The sequence below is a fragment of the Nocardia sp. NPDC058666 genome (assembly GCF_042714895.1).
Classification (GTDB): Bacteria; Actinomycetota; Actinomycetes; order Mycobacteriales; family Mycobacteriaceae; genus Nocardia.
This window is the reverse complement of record NZ_JBHXRY010000001.1, coordinates 854,734-874,806: the sequence shown is the minus strand read 5'-3', so window position 1 is coordinate 874,806 and position 20,073 is coordinate 854,734. Positions and strand designations below refer to the sequence as shown.

Annotated in this window: 17 protein-coding genes and 1 pseudogene; 10 read left to right on the top strand and 8 right to left on the bottom strand. The window is 67.8% G+C overall.

Going from position 1 to position 20,073, the window contains the following annotated elements:
• Positions 1–78: 78 nt before the first annotated feature.
• Complete coding sequence (locus tag ACFWVD_RS03995; protein ID WP_379240434.1) at positions 79–1,467, bottom strand: N-acetylmuramoyl-L-alanine amidase; 1,389 nt, start codon at positions 1,465–1,467, stop codon at positions 79–81.
• Between the two features lie 408 nt (positions 1,468–1,875).
• Here ACFWVD_RS03995 and ACFWVD_RS03990 point away from each other — a divergent pair, with 408 nt between their 5' ends.
• Positions 1,876–2,199, top strand: coding sequence for a hypothetical protein (locus tag ACFWVD_RS03990; RefSeq protein ID WP_379240433.1), 324 nt, complete (start codon positions 1,876–1,878; stop codon positions 2,197–2,199).
• Here ACFWVD_RS03990 and ACFWVD_RS03985 read toward each other — a convergent pair.
• On the bottom strand, positions 2,190–3,023 hold the full coding sequence (locus tag ACFWVD_RS03985) for a helix-turn-helix transcriptional regulator (protein ID WP_379240432.1): 834 nt from the start codon (positions 3,021–3,023) through the stop codon (positions 2,190–2,192). The two genes, ACFWVD_RS03990 and ACFWVD_RS03985, sit on opposite strands and share 10 nt — an antisense overlap.
• 135 nt (positions 3,024–3,158) lie before the next feature.
• On the opposite strand from ACFWVD_RS03985, the gene ACFWVD_RS03980 reads away from it, so the two are divergent.
• Entirely contained in the window at positions 3,159–4,046 is an 888-nt protein-coding gene (locus ACFWVD_RS03980; RefSeq protein ID WP_379240431.1) for an NmrA/HSCARG family protein, read from the top strand.
• Positions 4,047–4,182: 136 nt separating this feature from the next.
• Positions 4,183–5,151 (top strand): cation diffusion facilitator family transporter, encoded by a 969-nt coding sequence (locus ACFWVD_RS03975; protein ID WP_379240430.1) that lies wholly within the window; start codon positions 4,183–4,185, stop codon positions 5,149–5,151.
• Between the two features lie 494 nt (positions 5,152–5,645).
• Here the strand turns inward: ACFWVD_RS03975 and ACFWVD_RS03970 are convergent, their stop codons facing one another.
• Complete coding sequence (locus ACFWVD_RS03970) at positions 5,646–9,011, bottom strand: WD40 repeat domain-containing protein (protein WP_379240429.1); 3,366 nt, start codon at positions 9,009–9,011, stop codon at positions 5,646–5,648.
• A gap of 99 nt (positions 9,012–9,110) precedes the next feature.
• On the opposite strand from ACFWVD_RS03970, the gene ACFWVD_RS03965 reads away from it, so the two are divergent.
• From ACFWVD_RS03965 to ACFWVD_RS03950, 4 genes are all read left to right on the top strand, one after another.
• Positions 9,111–9,605, top strand: coding sequence for a hypothetical protein (locus ACFWVD_RS03965; RefSeq protein WP_379240428.1), 495 nt, complete (start codon positions 9,111–9,113; stop codon positions 9,603–9,605).
• A 407-nt stretch (positions 9,606–10,012) separates the two neighbouring features.
• Positions 10,013–10,660 carry a hypothetical protein gene (locus ACFWVD_RS03960; protein WP_379240427.1) on the top strand — a complete coding sequence of 216 codons (648 nt, stop codon included), beginning with the start codon at positions 10,013–10,015 and terminating at the stop codon, positions 10,658–10,660.
• Complete coding sequence (locus ACFWVD_RS03955; protein WP_379240426.1) at positions 10,657–11,289, top strand: hypothetical protein; 633 nt, start codon at positions 10,657–10,659, stop codon at positions 11,287–11,289. Before ACFWVD_RS03960 ends, ACFWVD_RS03955 begins: the two co-directional genes overlap by 4 nt.
• Positions 11,290–11,573: 284 nt before the next feature.
• Positions 11,574–12,104 (top strand): hypothetical protein, encoded by a 531-nt coding sequence (locus ACFWVD_RS03950; RefSeq protein ID WP_379240425.1) that lies wholly within the window; start codon positions 11,574–11,576, stop codon positions 12,102–12,104.
• Here ACFWVD_RS03950 and ACFWVD_RS03945 read toward each other — a convergent pair.
• Both ACFWVD_RS03945 and ACFWVD_RS03940 read right to left on the bottom strand, forming a co-directional pair.
• Complete coding sequence (locus ACFWVD_RS03945; protein WP_379240424.1) at positions 12,079–13,359, bottom strand: lipase family protein; 1,281 nt, start codon at positions 13,357–13,359, stop codon at positions 12,079–12,081. The genes ACFWVD_RS03950 and ACFWVD_RS03945 overlap by 26 nt on opposite strands.
• A complete protein-coding gene (locus ACFWVD_RS03940) occupies positions 13,356–14,522 on the bottom strand; it encodes an esterase/lipase family protein (protein WP_379240423.1) in 1,167 nt (388 codons plus the stop codon). The genes ACFWVD_RS03945 and ACFWVD_RS03940 overlap by 4 nt, the downstream gene beginning before the upstream one ends.
• Before the next feature lie 194 nt (positions 14,523–14,716).
• On the opposite strand from ACFWVD_RS03940, the gene ACFWVD_RS03935 reads away from it, so the two are divergent.
• Positions 14,717–15,982: a PucR family transcriptional regulator gene (locus ACFWVD_RS03935; protein ID WP_379240422.1), complete on the top strand. Its 1,266-nt coding sequence runs from the start codon at positions 14,717–14,719 to the stop codon at positions 15,980–15,982.
• 43 nt (positions 15,983–16,025) lie between these two features.
• On the opposite strand, the pseudogene ACFWVD_RS03930 reads toward ACFWVD_RS03935, so the two are convergent.
• Positions 16,026–16,352 (bottom strand): annotated as a pseudogene (locus ACFWVD_RS03930) (transglycosylase family protein); the annotation flags it as partial.
• 398 nt (positions 16,353–16,750) lie between these two features.
• Here ACFWVD_RS03930 and ACFWVD_RS03925 point away from each other — a divergent pair.
• Positions 16,751–17,245, top strand: a complete 495-nt coding sequence (locus tag ACFWVD_RS03925; RefSeq protein WP_379240421.1) for a DM13 domain-containing protein — start codon at positions 16,751–16,753, stop codon at positions 17,243–17,245.
• Between the two features lie 21 nt (positions 17,246–17,266).
• Here ACFWVD_RS03925 and ACFWVD_RS03920 read toward each other — a convergent pair whose 3' ends face one another.
• Positions 17,267–17,896, bottom strand: a complete 630-nt coding sequence (locus ACFWVD_RS03920) for a response regulator (protein WP_379240420.1) — start codon at positions 17,894–17,896, stop codon at positions 17,267–17,269.
• A gap of 104 nt (positions 17,897–18,000) precedes the next feature.
• Positions 18,001–19,176, bottom strand: a complete 1,176-nt coding sequence (locus tag ACFWVD_RS03915) for a sensor histidine kinase (RefSeq protein WP_379240419.1) — start codon at positions 19,174–19,176, stop codon at positions 18,001–18,003.
• 284 nt (positions 19,177–19,460) lie between these two features.
• Between ACFWVD_RS03915 and ACFWVD_RS03910 the strand changes: the two genes are divergently transcribed.
• Positions 19,461–20,021 (top strand): heme-binding protein, encoded by a 561-nt coding sequence (locus ACFWVD_RS03910; RefSeq protein WP_379240418.1) that lies wholly within the window; start codon positions 19,461–19,463, stop codon positions 20,019–20,021.
• Positions 20,022–20,073 lie beyond the last annotated feature (52 nt).

Sequence of the window (20,073 nt, the reverse complement as noted above, 5' to 3'; positions counted from 1 at the left end):
CCAGGCCACCGACCCGCACGCCGAACGCACACTGCCCACTCCCGAATCAGGAGTGGGCAGTGTGATCGGACAGAACTATCAGCTAGGGCCGAAAACCATCCCTACCAGCGTGTAGACCAGGTTGATCAGCTGACCGGGAATGGTCGATTCGTCCATGCCCAACGCCTCAGCGAGTGGCATCAGCAACGTCATCACGGCTGTGACCGGGGCGCCGAGGGTGCTCAGATCGAACTCGGAATCCTCGGAGGGCGACTGGGTTTTCGGAGTGGTTCCGCGCTTCTTCGGGGTGGGCGCGGACGGTTCGGACGGTGCCTGCGGGGCCGCCGCACGGGGCGGATCGCCGGGAGCCGCGGTGCGCACAGGGGCGACCGGAACCGGATCGGCGATCGGGGCACGCGCGGGGATCTGCGCGGGCACCACGGGCGCGTTGGGCGGGGACGCTTCCTCGGACGGCAAGTTCCCGTTCGGCGGAGGCGGGGTCTGCGCGTCGATCGGTGGCGTCGTGGACCCTTCCGTGGGCACGGACGGATCCTCGGCGGGCGGCGCACTGGGCTCCTCGGCGGCGCCGTTCTGATTCCCACCCGGAGCCTGCGTCGATTCCCCCGCGGGCGCCCGCTTCGGCACCTGCGTCGTCGTCGCCACCGGCACCCGAGCAGGTGCACCGGCCAACGCCGGAATCGGCTTGTTCAGCAGGAACCCGACAACACCGGTCGCAATGGCCACCGCGTGCTCGAGCTGCCCTTCGCGCGATTCCAGCCGAGCCGCGTCATCGACATTGGCACCGTTGCCCATCTCCACGAACACCATCGGCACCTGCGTCAGCGCGGGACCGGCGACATCTCCGCGAGTCTGCAGACCCGCCTTGACACCCGCGTAGTTGGCGGGCGAGAAACCCGCGGCCAGGTAGGCGTCGCGCACAGCGCTGGACGCGAGTCGACCACCGCCGGACTGCGCCTTGTCGGCGATCGCGTCGGGGATCGGCAGCTCGGGCACGATCATGTGGAATCCGTGCTGGTCGGGGCCCGCGCTGTCGGCGTGGATGCTCACCGCCACGTCGGCACCGGACTGGTTGGCGGCGCGGGCGCGATCGTCGACGCAACCGCCCCACCCGGTGTCGTCGGCGCGGCTGAGCACCACCTGCGCACCCAGTGCCTGCAGCGAGGCCTTCACCAGCTGGCTGACGTCCCAGTTGACGGTGTGCTCGGGGATGCCGTTCAGCGAGGTCATCCCGGTGGTCTGGCAGTCCTTGGTGCCGCCGCGACCGTTGTCGACCTGACGGCTGAGGTCCTCGGTGTGCGCGGTCCCCTGGTGACCGGGGTCGAGGAAGATCGTTTTGCCTGCGAGCTGCGTGCCGGCCGCCGGCTCCGGCGCGGCGTTGGCGGTCATGGGGACCAACCCCGACAGCGACACCACCACCGCGGCGGACACGGTCGAGCAGATTCCGGCCTTGATGATGTTTGGTTGCATGTTCGGTCGGCGCTCCGGGGACGGAGCACCCCTCCCTTCCCATTGGTAACACCTGGTAACACCAAACCCAGTAGTTCACTCTTGCAACGTTGATAACCACAGGGCAAGCACAGTTACCGAAATGTAACTGGATGGAAGTATCCGAAACCGCTGATCGGATGACCGAATGGGCGATCAGGGCCCGGATCAGGCAACTTCTGGCAAATCTCGAAGTAACCGAGGTGAGTCCTCCCGCCGGCCGGATAACGACGGCCTTAAGCGTCTGTTCAGGATCCTGCTGGGCCCGTACCGGACAGTAGGTACAGCGAGGCCCGGCGGGCCTGCTCCAGGAGGGGGGAGCAGGGACGCCGGGCCCGTCCATTTCTCGGGCCCGCCCATTTTTCCGGCGAAACCGGGCACGATCAGTGCGTGGACATCCATGCATATCCGACCGACGCGCAGACCCCGGTCGACCGAGCCGAGGCCATCCGCGTCGCGGCGCAACATCTGCCTGCCGAATCGCCGGGACACGACCGGGAGATCGTCGAATTCGACAGTGGTTTCACAGTTTTCGAGGTTGCGCCGTTGCACGCGCCGGCGGATCGACCGGTGCCGATCGGTGGTTCGGTGTATGTGATCGACAAGGCGACCGGCGCGGTGTCGTTCTGGCCGACCTACCCCAGTGGCGTGGTTGCCGAGAAGTACGACGCGGACCGGGTGGTCGTGGCGGAAAATTGGCCTGATCAGCAGTGATCGACTAGCGCGCACACTCGGCGCAGGTCGTTATCGGTAGCCGGGCGTTGCACGATCAGCAGCAGGTCGGGGTCCTCGACCAGGCGCAGTTGGAACAGCTCGAGGTCGATCTCACCGGCTGACGGATGCGTGAGACTCACTGTGGTCGGCCGGAATTCGGCGATTTCGTAGTCGGCCCACCAGCTGCGGAACTCGGCACTGTGCACCGACAGCGCGGCGACCAGGCCTGCCAGGCGGGCATCGTCGGGTCGACTGCCGACGATGCCGCGCAGTTGCCCCAGAATGGCGCGGGCGGCGCGTTCCCAGTCGCGCATCGCCGCACGATTGGTGGTGTCGGTCAGCATCCACCACAGCAGGTTTCGTTGTCCGGGCGGCAGGTGCGCCGGGTCGGTGCGCACGAGCGCGTACGCGCGATTCCATACGACGAAGTCCAACCGCGCGTCGTGGATTACTGCCGGCGAGGGCGACAGCGCGTCGACCAGTCGTTGCAGCCGGTCGGTGCCGCTCGCGGGCATGGCCACGGGTTTGGGTTCGGCGAGGTCGGCGAGTCGGCGCAGGTGTCGGTGTTGGGGTTCGTCGAGGCGCAAAGCCCTTGCGAGAGCGTTGATTACCTGCGAACTCGTGCTGATCTTGCGGCCCTGCTCAAGCCAGGTGTACCAGGTCAGGCTCACCCCAGCCAGCTCGGCGACCTCCTCGCGGCGCAGGCCGGGGGTGCGGCGGCGGCCGGGTTCGAGGTCGTCGGGCAGGCCGACGTCGGCGGGGCGAAGTCTGGCGCGGTGCGCGCGCAGGAAGGCGGCCAGTTCCGCGCGGCGATTCTCGCTCATGATGCTCCGTTCGTCTGTCACGAACAGCAATGTTCTGGGTAGCAGTATCGGTGCCAGGACCAGCGCGCCGCATCGCTTTACCGTCGTATTTACGAGGTGATCACGAAAGGTCATCCACGACAAGGGAGTACGACGATGAGTAACAACAACGGACCCGTTCTGGTCATCGGTGCGACAGGTCAGCAAGGGCGCGCGACAACCCGGGCACTGCTCGAAAAGGGCCAGCAGGTAAGGGCTTTCGTGCGCAACCCGGAGTCCGCTGCCGCGAAAGCGCTGCAGGCACAGGGCGCGGAGCTGGTGGTCGGCGATCTCGACGACGAAGCCAGTATCAAGGCCGCCATGGACGGCAGCCGCAGCGTGTTCCTGATGCTGACCATGATGGAGGGCGTCAATATCACCAAGGCCGGCATCGCCGCCGAACAGCGCCGCGGCGAAACGGTGATCGACCTGGCCCGCGACAGCGGCATCGAGCACCTGGTCTACAGCTCTTTGCGCGGCGCGGGCCAGAACTCGGGCGTAGAGTACTACGCGGCCAAGGAACATCTCGAGGCCTACCTCACCGCACAGCAGGTCCCCGCCACCATCCTGCGGCCGGTGTTCTTCATGGACAATTTCGCGTCCTTCAACCGCCCGGTGCTCGACGACTCGGGCACGTTGGTACTGAATTTGGCTGTGCGCGAAGATATTCCGCTGTCGTTGATCTCGGTGCGCGATATCGGCGCGTTCGCGGCGCTGGCTCTGACCCACCCCGAGGAATACCTGGGCCGCACCGTGTCCATCGCCGGCGACCGACTCACCCCGCCGCAGATCGCGCGGACATTCGGTCTCGCGGCCGAGCGGCCCGCGCGCAGTTTCCAGGTACCGATCGAGGCGGTGCGCGCCTTCGACGCGCAGGTCGCCAAGATGTTCACCTTCTTCAACGAGCGCCCCGACGAGGCACTGGACCTCACTGCCCTGCGCGTCCAGCACCCCGGCCTGCAGGATCTGCCGACGTGGCTGGCCACCTCCGGCTGGCGCCCCTGACGCCTTCGCTCCCTATGCTGGAGTCCGACACTGCCACCACCGGTGACCAGCGCCGATCACGACCGACCAAGAACGAATTGCATACATAGCGATGTATGCATACGATTGCGGTAATCGTACGGAGAGGGGCACGCACATGGGTGCAGGGCACGGGCACGACCACGGGGTGTCGGCCGACAGCGATCGGCGCTGGCTGGCCGGGGCGCTGGCGGTGATCGTCACGTTCTTGATCGGTGAGGTGATCGTCGGCATCATCGCCGATTCGCTGGCATTGCTGTCCGATGCCGCGCACATGACCACCGATGCCGCTTCGATCGCGCTGGCGCTGTGGGCGATCCGGCTCGCGGCGCGGCCCGCCGCCGGACGGATGACGTTCGGCTGGAAACGCGCGGAGATCCTGTCCGCGCAGGCCAACGGCCTGACGTTGCTGCTGCTGGCGTTGTGGCTGGGATACGAGGCGATTCGCAGGCTGTTCGAGCCGCCGGAGGTGCACGGGTGGCTGGTGCTGATCACCGCGCTGGTCGGCGTCGTGGTGAACGTGCTCGCCACCTGGATGATCAGCCGCGCGGATCGCACCAGCCTCAACGTCGAGGGCGCGTACCAGCACATCCTCAACGACCTGTTCGCGTTCATCGCCACCGCCGTCGCGGGTCTGATCATCATCCTGACCGGCTGGGTGCAGGCCGACGTCGTGGCCACGCTGATCGTGGTCGCGTTGATGATCAAGGCGGGCATCGGGCTGATCAAAGCCTCGAGCCGGATCTTCCTCGAGGCCGCCCCCGAGCACCTTGACCCCGCGCAGATCGGCCGCGATATGGCCGCGCGCGACGGCGTCACCGAGGTGCACGACCTGCACATCTGGGAGATCACGTCGGGCTCCCCCGCGCTGTCGGCGCACGTGCTGGTCGAACCCTCCTACGACTGCCACGCGGTCCGGGAGGACATCGCGCACATGCTCGACCACGACCACCACATCGAGCACGTCACCCTGCAGGTCGACCACGCCAGCCCGAAACTGCTCGACATCGGCAAGCGCGACTCACACCCCTGCGGGGACGGCCACAGCCCGAAACACGTCGCGAAGCACGAGCCGCACACCCACTGACGACGGAAGGCCCCACACCATCAGGTGCGGGGCCCTCGCATCGGTCACGCACTGACGCGGACCAGGTCGTTTCATCGACCTATGGGGCTGGATCAGCCGCCGAAGGAGCCGGTCCACAGAGTGTCGACCAGGCCGTGCAGTGCGGCGCCGAGGGTGTCGAAGAGGCCGTTCAGAGCGGCACTACCGGTGTCGATGATAACGGGGATCATAGTAAGTCCTCTGTTTCTCGCTTCAGGTCCAGCCGGGGCTGGCTTACGAAGGGCATATCGACGCCCAATCGCGGCGAGTTACTGTTTTCGCAGTTTAGTGACGCTGATAACAGTTCGGACACAATGCTATCCCCACCTGGGGTTCTCGCGCGATACCCAATGCCACTTAAATAAAACTGAGAACTTCGTTGAATTCTGATTAACACATCTGATAAGGCCCCGTTTCCATTGCCCTAGGAAATAGGGGCACCGCTACAGACTGTCACACACAATGGCGAAATCTCGCTAGCAGGTATTCACATAGGGGTGGCCGGGCAGGGCCTTCGCCCATTCCTCACGGGTGATCGGGGTGGTGCCGCTGGCGCAGATCCGGTCGGCCTCGGCGGCGGCATCGGTGCGCCACCGGCGCAGGGTGCCGTCGGCGGCGGATTCGGTGAGCAGGGTGCCGCCCGCGGCGAAGGCCAGCATGATCGGCTGACGGTGGCGATGGCCGCGCCCGATGGTGGCGTACACGGTGGGGTGGGTGGGGTCGGTGTAGTCCCACAGCGCGATGGTGCCGCTGACGATGTCGTCGATGGCCAGGCGCGTGCCCGTGGGGTCGAACGCGACCGAACCCGCCGAACCGTTGCCTCCGGCGGGAACCGCGAGTTGCCGAAGATCGGGCGTGCCGATCTCGTAGACGAAGGCGCCGGTCAGCGTGCCGACGGCGAGCGTGTTGCGCGAACTCAGCGCCAGCGACATGGTTTGACCGGGGGTGTGCAGGCCCGACAGTTGCGCGATCGGTGCCGCCGACGGCGCGGTGGAGAACACGCTCACGTTGCCGGTGCGGTGGCTCCCGACAGCGAGCAGCCCGCCGTCGGGGCTGTAGGCCAGGGAGGTCGGGTAGCCGCGCCCGAAACGGATACTCGTGCGCATCGTGGGTGCTGTCGCGACATCCCAGATTTCGACGGTTTCGGTCATGCTGCGGCCGATGGCGAGGGCGCCGTCGGGGCTGAAGGTGACGGCACGGATGTCGACGCCGCTGGCACTGATCGCGTTGCCGAGCGGCCGTGGATTCGCCGTGAGGTCCCATACCTGGATGATGGTTTCGGTTCTGGTGACGGCGCGGGTTCCATCCGGGGAGATCGCGACGACGTCGAGCAGGCCGGCGGGGTCGCCGTCCAACTGGGTCCGATCCGGGGCCCACGGCGCCCTGGCCAGCATCCGCAGCTGCGGGAACAGAGTGTGGGGCAGCGCGGGCTGGTCGAGCGGGAGACGGAACAGGGTCAGCGAACTGGTCGACACGACCGGCCCCGGCAGTTCGAACACGTGCACCGAGTGGTCGAAACTTGTTGTCACCAATGACTTTCCGCCGCGTAGGAAGCGTGCCCTGGCGACCATGTCGATCGGGAAAGTGACTAGTTCTTCGCCGGTGGTCAGGTCGCGGATGCGTGCCTTGGTGTCGCCGCCGACGATCGCGGCGGATCGACCGTCGGTGGTCAGCGATACGTCGATGTATTCGTTGGCGCCGCGCGTCACGGCAGGCAGCGGGTCGAAGGTGGTGGGGCCTACTTTCCAGCGCGCGACTTCGCCTGGATTGAGCCCGACGGCCAATACCGTGCCGTCGCTGGTGAATTCGACCGATCTGGCCTCCGCGCCGCCGGGCCGTTCGACGCGACGGTCGAATACCGGGTGCTGATCGCGGTGCAGCGTCGCGGTGTTCCAGGCGCGCACCGTCGTGGTCCAGGTGCCGCCGAACAGCGACGGCACCGCCGCGACCAGGGTGCGATCGCTGAGTGCGACCTCCGCGCGCTGTCCCGATATCGACAGCGACGGCAACGCGACCGGGTGGGCGGGGTCGTCGCCGAGGCGCCAGGTGGAAATCGTCGCGCTCTGGGTGCCGATGGCGACGAACTCGAGATCGGGACTCAGCGCGACCGAGGTGGGCAACCGGCCGCCCAACGACAGCGGCGCCACCTGATGTGGTGCTCCGGGGTCGGCGATGTTCCACAGCGCCGACCCGAAATCGCCTGCCACGGCGAGCAATTCGCTGTTCGCGCTGATCGCGATCCCTCTGATGTGACCGCTGCCGGTGGCGAACCGCGGCCACCGGTGCACGCCCGTATCGGTGGATCGCACCAGTTCCACGCTGCCGTCAGCTTCGCCGATCGCGATCATCTCGCCCTGCGCGGTGGTGGCGATGCGGGGTGCGTCGGGGTCGAAAACCACGCCGCGGCCGTGGACTACGCCCGGGCTGATTCGGATCGGGGCGTTGGTCGCGGTGTTCTCCAACAGTGCCGACCGCGCCTCTTCGGTCGGGGCGGTGCGGTAGGCGGCCAGGGCGATCTGTTGGGACAGTCCGGGATTGAGACTGCCACCGCCGCGGGCGACGCCTGCGAACAGTCGCGAGTTCGATTCCGCTCGCGCAGCGGCATTTTCGATGCGGAGTTGGACGAGGTTGGTTACCGAGACCACCGCGAGCAATACGGCGAGCCCGGCCGCGACGGAGACCATCCACAGCGCGAGGTTGGCCCGGGTTCGAGTTCTGGCGATCGCCTCGGTCACCGTGCGGGCGGCGGAGATTCGGTCGGCGTAGTTCTGTGGGGCCTCGTCGGCGGCTTCCTGATACGCCTCCGAAGCGACCACTACGCGCAACGAGGACCGCTGTGCCGCAGTCAGTTTGCCCGAGTAGCCGCCGACAGCCGTCAGGTTGGCACCGGAAAGTCCCGCTGTCACAGCACATTCGGGGTCAAGGCGCCGTGGTCGAAGCTTGCGCAGCACCGGGTGTCGCGGCGCCAGGTCGTCGAGGGCGACCGCGATCGCCGCACCCATCGACGCGCCGCTGATGTCGTTGGCCGGTGTGCTGCCGTGCGTGGTGACCGACCACAGCACGCACGCGTCGGTGCCCGCCAATCTGCTGATCCGCCAGGCTCTTTCGATGCTGTCGGTGAACTCACGATCGGCTTGTAGGAAGCCCATGCGGGCCGGGTCGGGATGCAGGCCGCTGGGTCCACCGCGGACCTGGTCCAGACGCAGTACGCCCACTTCCCCGCTACCGCCGAAGCTGGCGAACAGCACGCTGATGCGGCTGCTGCGCACCACCGGGAGGCGGCGTCCGGCCAGTTCCAGCGCGGCCACGATGCCGTAACCGCGGGCCGCGCGACCGCCTTGACCGAGCAGGTGGCGCACGATATCGCCCAGCGGGGCGTTTTCGCTGGTGATCGCGATGCCGGCGGGCAGTAGTTGGGTGCCCACTGATGTCAGACCGGCGCGTTCGGCGTGGTCGAGGAAGACCTCGCACGCCTGCGCGGTGGGGACCGACCCGGTCAGCGCCTGCGCCAGCACAGCCATCGCGCGGGCGGCGGACAGGTCAGCGGTGATCCGGCGGCCCTGGGCGTCGGGATCTTCGGCTTCTTCCTCGAGCGGATCGTCGTCAGCCGTGAGGTTCTTCCACCGTGCGAGCGACTGCCGGGCCAGGACCCCGGTCTCTCGCCGGTGTTCGAGCAGGCGGTGCGTGGCATCGGGCCCGGTGGCGACGGCTGCTCGACACAGCGCCAGCCACCGTTGCGACGCACCGGTCAACTCGATCAGCACGGCGTCATCGGTCAGCACGGCGCCACCAGTCAGCACGGCGTCCTCCGCGGGCACCGCGTTGCCAGTCGATTCGCCCATCACATCTTCCCCGATCACCACCGGGCATCACCCGACCCTTCCGGGCATGCCCCGATAGGGTTGAATTCCAACACATCACCGATCGCCCGGGGGAGCCCGTTGTCCAGACGCCACACCGCCGCACGCAGCCTGATCGCGACGGCACTGCTGTCCGCGATCGCCCTCTCGACGGGCTGTTCCACCGCCGACTCCGCGCCCGAGCCGACAAAGGTTGTGGCACAACAGATTTCCGCCCCACCGCCGTTGGCCGGCGCCGAGGAGATCGGCGCGCTGATGGCGCGACTGCTCGACACAACGGTGTCCAACGCCGAGAAACTCGAGTACATCCAGGGCCTGGCCGCCGACCCGGAACTGCCCAATCGGGTCGCCGACGCCCCGCGCCAGGGTGGCGCCACCATCGCGATCACCATCACCGGCACCCGTGCCGCCGCACCCGGCATGCTCGCCGACGGCATCGTCACGATCAACAACATCCCGCCGCAGCCGGTCATCGTGAATTTCGTTGCCGAGGACGGGAAGTGGAAGGTCGAGAAGGCCTGGTACTGCCAGATCGCGTTCTCGTTCATGGTCTCGTCCCCGGCCTGCCCCAGCTAGTTCACGCGCCGCTCTTCCCGTGGACCGGGCACACCATGCCGTTGCCCCCGCACCCGGAACAGGTGCTGGTCACGCCCCCGCTGCCGTTGCAGCGACGGCAGGTGAGCAGGGGTTTGTCGCACCACGACTGCCTACATTTCACGATGGCCTCCTTGTGCCGTTTCGGTCCCGGAAGGGATCTGCCGACAATGACGCGCTGCCAGACGGTTCCGGTTCGCCAGTTGTGCGAGTGTGCGAAGTGACGAACCACTAGGGCCGACAACCGCATCTAGGTAGGAGCCCATCGACCGCAGAGGAGGCTCGCGATGCGACACGGTCTCATGTCGGCCCTACCCGCGCGGGTAGGATCGACGGCGTCCATAGCGCGAGCCATGGTTTGCCCATCGACGGTCGAGTGGGGGTACCTGTTGAGTTCCGATCCCTTGGACCAGTGGCTGGGTGCCCCGTGGGGTCAGGTGCCGCAACACCTGCGCCCGGCGGTGGTCGTCCACATCTTCGGCGCCGATCTGGTGACCATGTCCAGCTACGCGGCGGCCAAGGCGCGGTATGTGCTGGATCGACTCGATCCGGATATGCGCTGCGATTTCGAAGACATCGCGCAGGACACGATGGTCGAGCTCACCGCGACGCTGCCCACTGAACACATCCGGCACTGGAAAGCGTTGGTGCTCAAGAAACTTCAGTGGCAGGTGCTGCAGGCTCGGCGCAGTCGCACGGCGGAGAAGCGCCATCCCGGCCATCGGGTCGACTACGAATCGGCCGTGCTGGTGTTAGAGGACCCCACCTGCGGTGACGCGGAGAACCGGCTCGCCGACCGGGCCATCCTGCGCGACGCGTTGGCCTCGATCGCGCACGAGGAGACCGCGGCGGTGCTGCGCGCGACGTTCGTGATCGCGCCCGACGGGAGCTACACCGATGTGCAGACCACGGGCGAAGTGGCCCGTGACCTGCAGTTCAGCCAGGAGAAGGTGAAGCGATTACGCGCGGCCGGTGCGAAATTGCTCCGTGCTGCCGTGCTCGCTCAGCTCGATGGCCGCGACGAGGAGGGATCGTGATGGCGCCGGATCGTCTTGGCCTGCCCGTGGACGTGGAGGTGCTGATCGCGTTCGCCGAGGCCGACTCGCCGGTCGATGCCGAAGCAGCCCGCGTGGGCGCGCGGATCGCGGAAAGACTGTTGCGCGGCACGGTGACCGACCTCGGTGCGCGTCGCCGGGTGATGCGGGTGCCCGGCTGGACCGTGCAACCGTTGGCCGCGTCGTCGGAAGGCGAAACCGCCACCCGCGCGGTGCAGCAGCGCACCGACTCGGAGTTGGGGATCGAGTTCACTCGAACCCCCGCCGGTGCGCAGCAGACGCGGATCTCGGTGCGCTCGTTCGGTACTCACGCGGTGGCGGGCGACATCGTGCGGGTCGCGGCGGGTGCGGGCACCGAACTGCTCGTGGTGCTGTACACCGAGGACGACGGCGCGCTCACGGGCCAGATCGTGAGCCGGGCACTGTCGATGTCGGAGGATCTCGAGATCTCGCTGCTGCCGAGCGCAACACTGGGCAGCACCCACGCGTGCGCGGTCACCGAGGCAGTGCGGTGTTCACTTACCGCGGGGCGCAATGCCTGGCGTCGGGTCGCGAAGAGTCGGCCGGTCGGTGATCCGGTGCGCGATGCCATCGTCGCCGGGTTGAGTTGAACAGAATCCGGCTGCCGAAAGTGTTTGTTCGGCAGCCGGATTCGGCAGTGCCCGGGGAGGGCGCGGCGCGGACCGCAGTGGAACCCCCCTGCGGCTCCACTGGGTGCGCGACGCGGCCGTCACTGCCCCGGGCAGAAGTACTCGAGCGGCGCTGGGCCGTGGAGAACCTCTTCCCACTACTGATGCCGTTGCGGGGTCGAGCGGTTCGCGCGAACCGGTGCGGGGGCGCGACGCATCTGTATCGTGACGGTGGCGAATGCGGCCGGTGGTTGGGGGACACGGGGATGGCACCTTCGGGGGACGATGCGGTTCGGCTCACTGTCGCGGCGGCGATGGTGTTCCAGGTGAGCGCACATGCTCGCGCCGGGCTGCGCACGGCCGCACAGTGTTTCGAAGCGCAGGCACGGTTGTTGCTCGCCGATGGGGAGTCCACGCACCGTGCCAGGGTGGCTGCCGCGGGCGCGCGGGTCGAGTCGGCCGCCGCGGACGAGCTCGCGGCGGCGGTCACCCACCGCGACAACGAGATTCTCGAAGCGGATCGGCGGCGGCAGTCGTTGATCGCGGCCATCGCCCGTCACCGGCTCGACGAGGACACCCGTGCCCGCCATCATCGCGCGGCGATCGATCGGTTCGAGCGGTCCGCGCAGCAGATGTTGATCGAGGCGGGGCGTGGCGATCTGTGCGCGTACCGGCCGACGGTGGACTCCGCCGGCGGGGTGACCGTCGACGAGTTGGTGGCCGCGTTGGAGTTGGCGGTGCACGACTTGCGGCGGCGCGTCGACGCGTATCTCAGGGATCCTCGCGCGGCCCGCTGATCGGTTGGCCGACCAGCATCCGCACCGCCAGTCGCAGGAAGGCGAAGTGCGTGCGCAGGGCGCGCGGCGAACGGGCCACCGACGCGACGGTGCACGTGCCGGTGGGTGCGGGCAGCCCCGCGAATCTGTCGGACAGCCAGTCGAGAACGGCTGGGACGATGAGGAATTCGAGGGGAAGATGCGCGCCTCGGCGCACGCGCAGGTAGCGCACCGTCGCCCCGGCCTGTTGGTAGCGCCGCACGTGGGCGTCGATGTCGGCGACGGCGATCACCTCGTCGTGCACGCCTTGGACGACGAGCAGCGGCGCGGCGGGTGCGCGGGTGCCCGGCTCGATGTCGGCGAGGATGCGGCGCAGGACGGGTTCGGCGAGCAACTCCCCCATTCCGGCAGGCAGATGCGCGCCGATGTCGCGGCGGGCAAAGCGCAGCAGCAGCGCGAAGGTGCTGCGCTGTTCGGCTTCACGGAGCAGGTCGCGGTATCGCGCGTCGAGGCGATCATCGAGCATCGCCCCGAGTTCGGGGTAGGCCTGTCGGAGCCCGGCCACGAAGGCCGCAGGGAAGCCTGCGAACCAGCCGCCGTTGAGGCGCACGAACGCGGCGGCGGGGTCACCGACCGGTGACCCCATCGCTGCGCCAACGATATTCAGCTCCGGTGCGTAGTCCGCGGCAAGCTCAGCGGCCCACGCAGTTGCCAGGCCACCGCCCGAATATCCCCACAGGGCAACAGCAGTGCCCACCTCCGTGAACTGTTGCGCGGCCCGAATCCCGTCCAGCGCACGGTATCCGGGCTCCCGAGCCGCACCGAACCGACCACCGATTCCCTCGTGATCGGGCACCGACACCGCCCACCCCTGCGCCAACGCCATGGCAATGATCGGCAGTTCCAACGGCGCGATGGAACCGATGGTCTGCGCACCCCGCCGCAGGGCATACGACGGAAAACACTGCGGCGCAACAGCATCGATCGCGCACTGGAACGACACCAGCGGCCGGGACCGCGCACTGGAACCCCACGGCAACAGCACCGTGGTCACCGCGACTTCCGGCACACCATCGAGATCGCAGGTGCGATACAGCAATTGCCACGCCGAGATCCGCTGCCGCACCACCCCGAACAACGCCACCTCCACCGGCCGCGACCGCACCACCGCGCCCGGCGCGAGCAGGTCGATGCCGGGCGGGGTGGCGTAGAACGGGTCGTGCGGCGGTAGCAGCGGTGCGTCGCTCCAGACGACGTCGGGGGCTACAACGGTCACAAGCTGCCGCCGCCACCGAAGAACCAGGGGTTGAACGTGCACGCCAACGCGTGGTTGCCGGTCGAGTCCAGCGCTCGCAGTGCGATCGAGGCGGCGCGCGGCGAGTACATCATCGTCAGATGATCGGAAACGTCTTGCTCGCAACCATTTTGGAGGGTGACGTTGTCGACCGTCGCGCCCGGACCCGCCCGCAGGAAGCCCAGCTCGAGGGGGTTCATCACCTCGTCGTACCGGGAGCCGACCACGGTGTAATCCACGCCGGGCACGGTGTCACCGTTGGCGTTGAGCGTGGCGTAGAACGGCGAGCCGACGGCCTGTTCGACATTGGACGCGCCGATGATCGGCCGGTAGAAGCCGAGAATGTCGATGCCGGCGTTGTTGATCATGCGGCCGAGGGTGGCGATGCCCAGCAGCGAGGTGCCGTGGTGGGTGCCGCCGAAACTGACCACCTTGCCGACCTTGCCCTGGCCGCCTTCGAACTTCAGATAGTGGTTGGCGATCGTGCCGCCCTGCGAATGTCCGACGAGGTCGACCTGGTCCGCGCCCGTCGCCGCCCGCACCCGCTCGATGAACGCGGCGACCTGACGCGAGGAGTCGGCCATCGGACCCACCCCGTAGCGCCCCGGCAGCACCGCGCCGAGACCGCCGGCCTCGAGCAGCCCGGATTTGCCGAAGTTCAGGGTGAACACGCAGTGCCCGGCGGCGGCCAGCCGCGGTGACAGGTAGGAGAAGGTGTCGTAGGCGTTGAGCCAGGTGCCGTGCAGCAGGATCACCGGGCGCGGGTTCTGTGCGGTGGGCTTGCAATCCCAGCGGTTGGCGCCGGGCGGCGCGGCATCGGGATTGAGCAGGCCGTAGGCGAAAGCGGCTAGGTACGAAGACATTTCGGGGCCCTCGCCCACCGCGTCGGAGGCGCGGCTGCCCGCCGAACCCGAACTGCTGCCCGAAGCCGAACCGGAACCGCTGCCGATGTCGGCGATGGCGGTGGGAGTGCGGCCGTCTGCGGCGGCGACCATGCCCGCGTCCAGGTACTGGGCCAGCGAGCCGATCGTGGGTTCCAGGGTGGGCGCGGCGGCGGCCGGGCCGAACGCCGAGGCGGCGGTCAGGCCCGCGGCGATGCCGATGCCGCACAGCGCGCGGCGAAGAGGATGCGTCGTTGCAATCATTGGGTTTCACTTCCGTAGATCCGCGTCGACGAACAGGTAGCTCGAACGCGCTCTGCGAATCTATGACCCACGCCACAGTGATGTCACTGCACTGCGGACCGAGAAAGTCCGGACGGGATTGTCGCGGGAGCCAAGTTCTGTTCATTTTCGACCGCATCGCCCCCCTGCGCTCTGTCGTCGGACACAATCGGGTCATGCTCGCCGAATACCCCGTTTCCACAGTCCCCGCTCTGACCGCTCGTCTGCTCACGCGCTGGCCCCAGATCTCCGAGCGCATGCTCGTCGACGGCCTGGGCGCCACCACGCCCGCCGAACTGCCCGACGGCCACTTCACCGCGGAAGTACTGCCCACCATCTACGCGTGCGGGCGCGCCGTGCTCGAGGCGATCGCCGCCGACCGGGAGTTCACCCGCGCGGAGGTCACCGCGTTCGTCGCACCGGTCGCGGAGCGGCACGCCGAGGACCGGCTCCCGCTGCCGATGCTGATCAGCGCCATCCACGGCTCGGCGCAGGCGGTGCTGTCCGAAGCGGCCGCGGTCACGCTGCCCACGGAAATGGCGGAGTTCACCCGGGTCTTCGGCCGACTGCTCGACCTGCTGCGCCACATCAACATGACCGTGGTCGAGACCTACACCGAGGTCGAACAGTCGATCTACCATGCCGAACGCGAGGCCCGGCGCGAACTGTGCTCGGCGCTGGTGCGCGGGCTGCCCGCCGAGGAACTGGCCGCGCGCGCGGACACGATCCTGGCCGACCAGTACACGGTGCTGGCGATCCATCTCAGCGAACCCGCGCGCACCGGCACCGCCGCGAACCTGGTGACTCGGCGTCGCATCCGCGTGCTGCAGCGGGCACTGGATCAGCTCACCGGCACCACCACCCCGGCCACCTTCGACGGTGCGCGCGGTATCGCGCTGCTGGGCAACAGTTCCGACACCGACGTCCTGGACGCGGCGAAGTTCGACGCGCTCGCCGATCGATTGAGCGCGCAATTCGGCGTCACGGTCTATCTCGCGGAATTCTCCGGCATCAGCCGCGACGCGATTCCGGCCGCGGCAAAAGACGCGACCGAACTGACCGAACTGGCGCGACTTCGCGGCAAGCCCGGCGGCTGCTACCGACTCGACGACCTGCTGCTGGAATATCAACTCACCCGGCCTGGTCCCGCCCGAGAACGACTGGCGCAGCGGGTTATTCCACTACTGGGCAGCCCGCATCTGATCGACGCGTTGGAAGCGCATCTGGTCCACGGCGCCGACCGCAAAACCGCGTCGCGGCTGATTCACGTGCACCCCAATACATTTACGTATCGACTGCGCCGCATTGCCGAACTCACCGGCCTGGACCCGGCCGATCCCACTGATTCCCGCATGCTCGCCGCGTCTTTGACGGTTTATCGACTCGACAGCACCGACAACGAAAAAACCCGCTATTCGACGTGTGCATCGAATAGCGGGTAGTTCGTTTCCCGACAAGGAAAGTCTTACGTGTGCGCGCTGCTTACAGGTAGGCGCTGCACACGGGCCACGCGCCGGGGCCCTGGCTGGCCAGCACGTTCTCGGCCACGCGGATCTGCTCTTCACGGCTGGCGTTGTCGGCCGTGCCGGTGCCGCCGTAGGCTTCCCAGGTGCTCTGCGAGAACTGCAGGCCGCCGTAGTAGCCGTTTCCGGTGTTGATGTTCCAGTTGCCTGTGCTCTCGCACTGCGCCACGGCATCCCAGTTGTTCGCCGAGGCGGTTGCGGTGGTCAGACCGGCCGGAACGGCGATCATCGCGCCGGCAACAGCGGCAAGTCCGAGTGCACGAGTGGTGAATTTGCGATTGAAAGACATAGGTTGAATTCCTTCCTGCGCCCACCGGCTCGGTGATGGAAACTACCGCGTCCCTGCCCCTCAGGTAATGTCGGGGATCCTCGAATCGCGGGGCAAGCTTTCCGGTGTTCTGCGATTCAATTCGGCTCGGATTTGTTGTTCAAGCCGTGATCGAATGTAGCCGGAATGTGCGCTGAGATCACGTACCGATCACGAGGGCCTTTGTAGCGGATATTGTCCAAAGGAACAGTGTTCACCGCTGGTCGTCCGTGACAAATCCGTAATGACATACCTGTTTTTAAAGGGCCCTAATGTGACTGGGCTCACGCAGAATTAGTGACGCCGGTCACGTTTCCGGCCCGGCAATTCGGGCACCCTGTGCCTGCCGCGTCGGGGGATGATGGTGAAAAGGAGGCGTCATGAGCGTTCGCCGGACCCTGTTCACCGTCCTCGCAGTCGGCCTGGTCGCCGCCCTCGCGGTGGGCCTATACCTGTTCCAGCCTTGGCGGTTGTTCACCACCGTGACCGTGAACGAGGCGCCGATCACCGCGGTCGGCGGTGCGCCGCCGCCGGTGATCGCGCAGGGGACATTCGTGTCGCACGAGCACGGCACGTCGGGCACCGCGCAGCTGCAGCGCACGTCAGAGGGCACAATCGTGCTGCGCATCCTCGACCTGCGCACCTCCGACGGGCCCGCGCTGCACGTGTGGTTGTCCGATCAGCCGGTGATCGCCGACGACTGGCACAACTTCGACGACGGTGATCACGTGGACCTCGGGTCGTTGAAGGGCAACGAGGGGAATCAGAACTATGAGCTGCCCGCCGGGACCGACCTGTCGACGGTGAAGTCGGTCAGCATCTGGTGTGAACGGTTCAGCGTGTCCTTCGGCGCCGCGACCCTTACGCCCGCTTAGTCGCGGCCCGGTCACGCACGCTCAGGCGAGCAGACGCCGCTCGGTCGCCACCGCGACGGCCGCGGCGCGCGTGTCGACGCCGAGCTTGTCGTAGATGCGGCCCAGATGGGTTTTCACCGTGGCCTCGCTGATATGTAGCGCGCGGGCGATCTCCCGGTTGCCCAGACCCTGGGCGAGCTGGCCGAGGATGTCGCGTTCGCGGGCGGTCAGCGTGGGGCCGGGGTTGCGCATCCGGGCCATCACGCGCGCGGCGACCGGCGCCGACAGCGTGGTGTGACCGCTGGCGGCGGCGTGGATGGCGGCGAACAGCTCTTCGGGTCGCTCGGCCTTGAGCAGGTAGCCGGTGGCACCCGCCTCGATCGCGCGGGTGATGTCGGCGTCGGTGTCGTAGGTGGTCAGGACCAGCACGTGGGGTGCGGGGGTCTGAGCGGTGATGCGGCGGGTCGCCTCGATGCCGTCCATGTCGCCGCCCAGTTGCAGGTCCATCAGGACCACATCGGGGTGCAAGCTCGCGGCCAGCGCGACCGCGGCGGGACCGTCGGCGGCCTGCCCGATGACTTCGATATCGGGAGCGCTGGACAACAACGCGTGCAGACCGGCGCGCACGACCGCGTGATCGTCGCAGATCAGCAAGCGCACGGTGGTGGTCACGCCATCCGATGGTAGTGCGCCGACCCCGCGATGTTGCCCGGTCCACGCGGCAGTAGGCACTGCACCGGGACCGTGCTGGGGTTCTGATCGTGCGGGCACCTGTCTCACTGGACGGCTGTCCCCAACGGAATCGCCGCCGAGAGCACTGTGCCGTCGCCCGGCGCGCTTTCGATGGTGCACGTTCCGCCTAGTTGACGTACTCGCGCGCGGATCGCGGGCAGCCCGTGTCCACGATGTTCGGCCGGGAGGGCCAGATCCTCGGGGTCGAAGCCGCGCCCGTCGTCGGCGATGTCGAGCACGATCTGGTCGTCGAGGCAGGTCAGGGTGATCGTGGCAGTGCTCGCGTCAGCGTGTTCGCGGATATTGGCCAGTGCGCCCTGGGCGATGCGCAGCAGGGTCGCTTCCATCCGCTGGGGCAACGGGCCCGGCGTGCCTTCTATATGGCAGCGCACGGTCAGCGTGTCGGTGGTCTCGCGTGCGGCGACGGCGGCCAGGGCCGCGGGCAGTGATCCGCCCGCGGCGAGGTCGGCGGGGGCCAGGTCGTGCACGAAGCGGCGAGCCTCGGTGAGGTCACGTTCGGCGATCTCGGCGGCGGTACGAAGGTGGGCGTGCGCGAGTTCGGGATCGGTGTCCCACACCAGGTCGGCGGCTTGCAGCAACATGCGTTGGCTGGACAGGCCCTGTGCGAGGGTGTCGTGGATTTCCCGCGCGAGGCGTTCGCGTTCGGCCAGCGTGCCCTCCCGGCGTTCGGTGGCCGCCAGTTCCTGCCTGGTCCGCACGAGGTCGTCGATCAGGTCGGCCTGCCGTTGCGCCTGCCGCCGCATCCCGACGAACAACGCCGTCGTCACCGCGGCGACCGCGATCGGCGCCAACAGCAGATTCGGGTCCGCCCAACCCGCCAGGCGCACCTGCGTGACCACCACCAACCCGGTGAGCACCACCACCAGCGACACCGCGACCCGCTCGGACAGAATGCGCAGCCCCGTGTACACCAGCGGCACCGCGCACCAGGCGAAACTCGGCGCGAGCACCACCAGCACCGCCCACGCGACGACCAACAGAACGAACCACAGCAGTCGACTCGAATGTCGCAGCTCGCTCAGTGCGTAGAGGACAGCCAGGGCCACCGCGAGGCCGATCACCCACGGTGTGCGCGGACTTTCGCTGTGGCGCAACAGGAATCGCAACAGCGAGGCGGCCAGCAGGACATAGAACGCGCTGTGCACGATGACGGCGAGCAGTCGCGTGTCGTCGCGCTGGGCGCCGTGCAACTGGGTCATGTCATCCACCTGTGTCGTCAGCGGCCAGCGCCGCGGGTTCGCCCTGTCGACCTCGATCCTGCCTCGGTCGAGGCCGCCGAGAAAGCGACTGGGCGTGGGCAAACACCGATTCTCCCTGGACGTCGCCCCCAGCGGGTCATCCGATCGGTTGACCCCGGTGTCGACCGATCCGGCCGTGGAAATGCAGCCACTACGACGATTCGGTAGAGCCGCGCCGCGAACAGGATGGATATCAACAGGCCACGGCACACCGCCGGTCGGCCGAGAACACCGCAGGAGCAGCAATGTCGACCAAGTTCAGCACCCGCAACCGTCTCATCGTCGCCGGCGCCACCGCCGCGGTCGTGGGCGCGGGCATCTTCGGTGTCGTCACCGTCCAGGCGCAGGACCAGGACGCCTCGACCCGCACCCCCGTGGTCGCCAACGCCGCCGACGCCAACCTGAACCAGTCCACCCACCTGTCGATCGCCGCCGCCACCAAGGCCGCCCAGACCGCCCTCGACGCCGCCGCCAAGGAGAACCAGCGCGTGAGCGTGGCCGTGGTCGACCGCAACGGCAATGTCATCGTCACCCTGCGCGGCGACGGCGCGGGCCCGCAGTCCTACGACGCCGCCCAGCAGAAGGCCTTCACCGCCGTGTCCTGGAACGCCCCCACCACCGAACTGGCCAAGCGCCTCGAGTCCGCCCCCCACCTGGCCGACATCGACGGCACCCTGTTCCTCGGTGGCGGTGCACCGGTGAAGTCCAACAATGCCCCGATCGCGGGCATCGGTGTCGCGGGTGCCCCGAGCGGCGACCTGGACGAGAAGTTCGCTCAGGCGGGCGTGGCCTCGCTGGGTAGCTGAACATACTGAATAGCAAACGGGCACTGTCGAATTCGACGGTGCCCGTTGCTGT

Excerpts from the sequence above, each read along its gene's own strand:
- ACFWVD_RS03995 (WP_379240434.1), bottom strand. The coding sequence starts at position 1,467 with ATGCAACCAAACATCATCAAGGCCGGAATCTGCTCGACCGTGTCCGCC.
- ACFWVD_RS03985 (WP_379240432.1), bottom strand. The coding sequence starts at position 3,023 with ATGAGCGAGAATCGCCGCGCGGAACTGGCCGCCTTCCTGCGCGCGCAC.
- ACFWVD_RS03980 (WP_379240431.1), top strand. The coding sequence starts at position 3,159 with ATGAGTAACAACAACGGACCCGTTCTGGTCATCGGTGCGACAGGTCAG.
- ACFWVD_RS03975 (WP_379240430.1), top strand. The coding sequence starts at position 4,183 with ATGGGTGCAGGGCACGGGCACGACCACGGGGTGTCGGCCGACAGCGAT.
- ACFWVD_RS03970 (WP_379240429.1), bottom strand. The coding sequence starts at position 9,011 with ATGGGCGAATCGACTGGCAACGCGGTGCCCGCGGAGGACGCCGTGCTG.
- ACFWVD_RS03950 (WP_379240425.1), top strand. The coding sequence starts at position 11,574 with ATGGCACCTTCGGGGGACGATGCGGTTCGGCTCACTGTCGCGGCGGCG.
- ACFWVD_RS03940 (WP_379240423.1), bottom strand. The coding sequence starts at position 14,522 with ATGATTGCAACGACGCATCCTCTTCGCCGCGCGCTGTGCGGCATCGGC.
- ACFWVD_RS03935 (WP_379240422.1), top strand. The coding sequence starts at position 14,717 with ATGCTCGCCGAATACCCCGTTTCCACAGTCCCCGCTCTGACCGCTCGT.
- ACFWVD_RS03925 (WP_379240421.1), top strand. The coding sequence starts at position 16,751 with ATGAGCGTTCGCCGGACCCTGTTCACCGTCCTCGCAGTCGGCCTGGTC.
- ACFWVD_RS03915 (WP_379240419.1), bottom strand. The coding sequence starts at position 19,176 with ATGACCCAGTTGCACGGCGCCCAGCGCGACGACACGCGACTGCTCGCC.
- ACFWVD_RS03910 (WP_379240418.1), top strand. The coding sequence starts at position 19,461 with ATGTCGACCAAGTTCAGCACCCGCAACCGTCTCATCGTCGCCGGCGCC.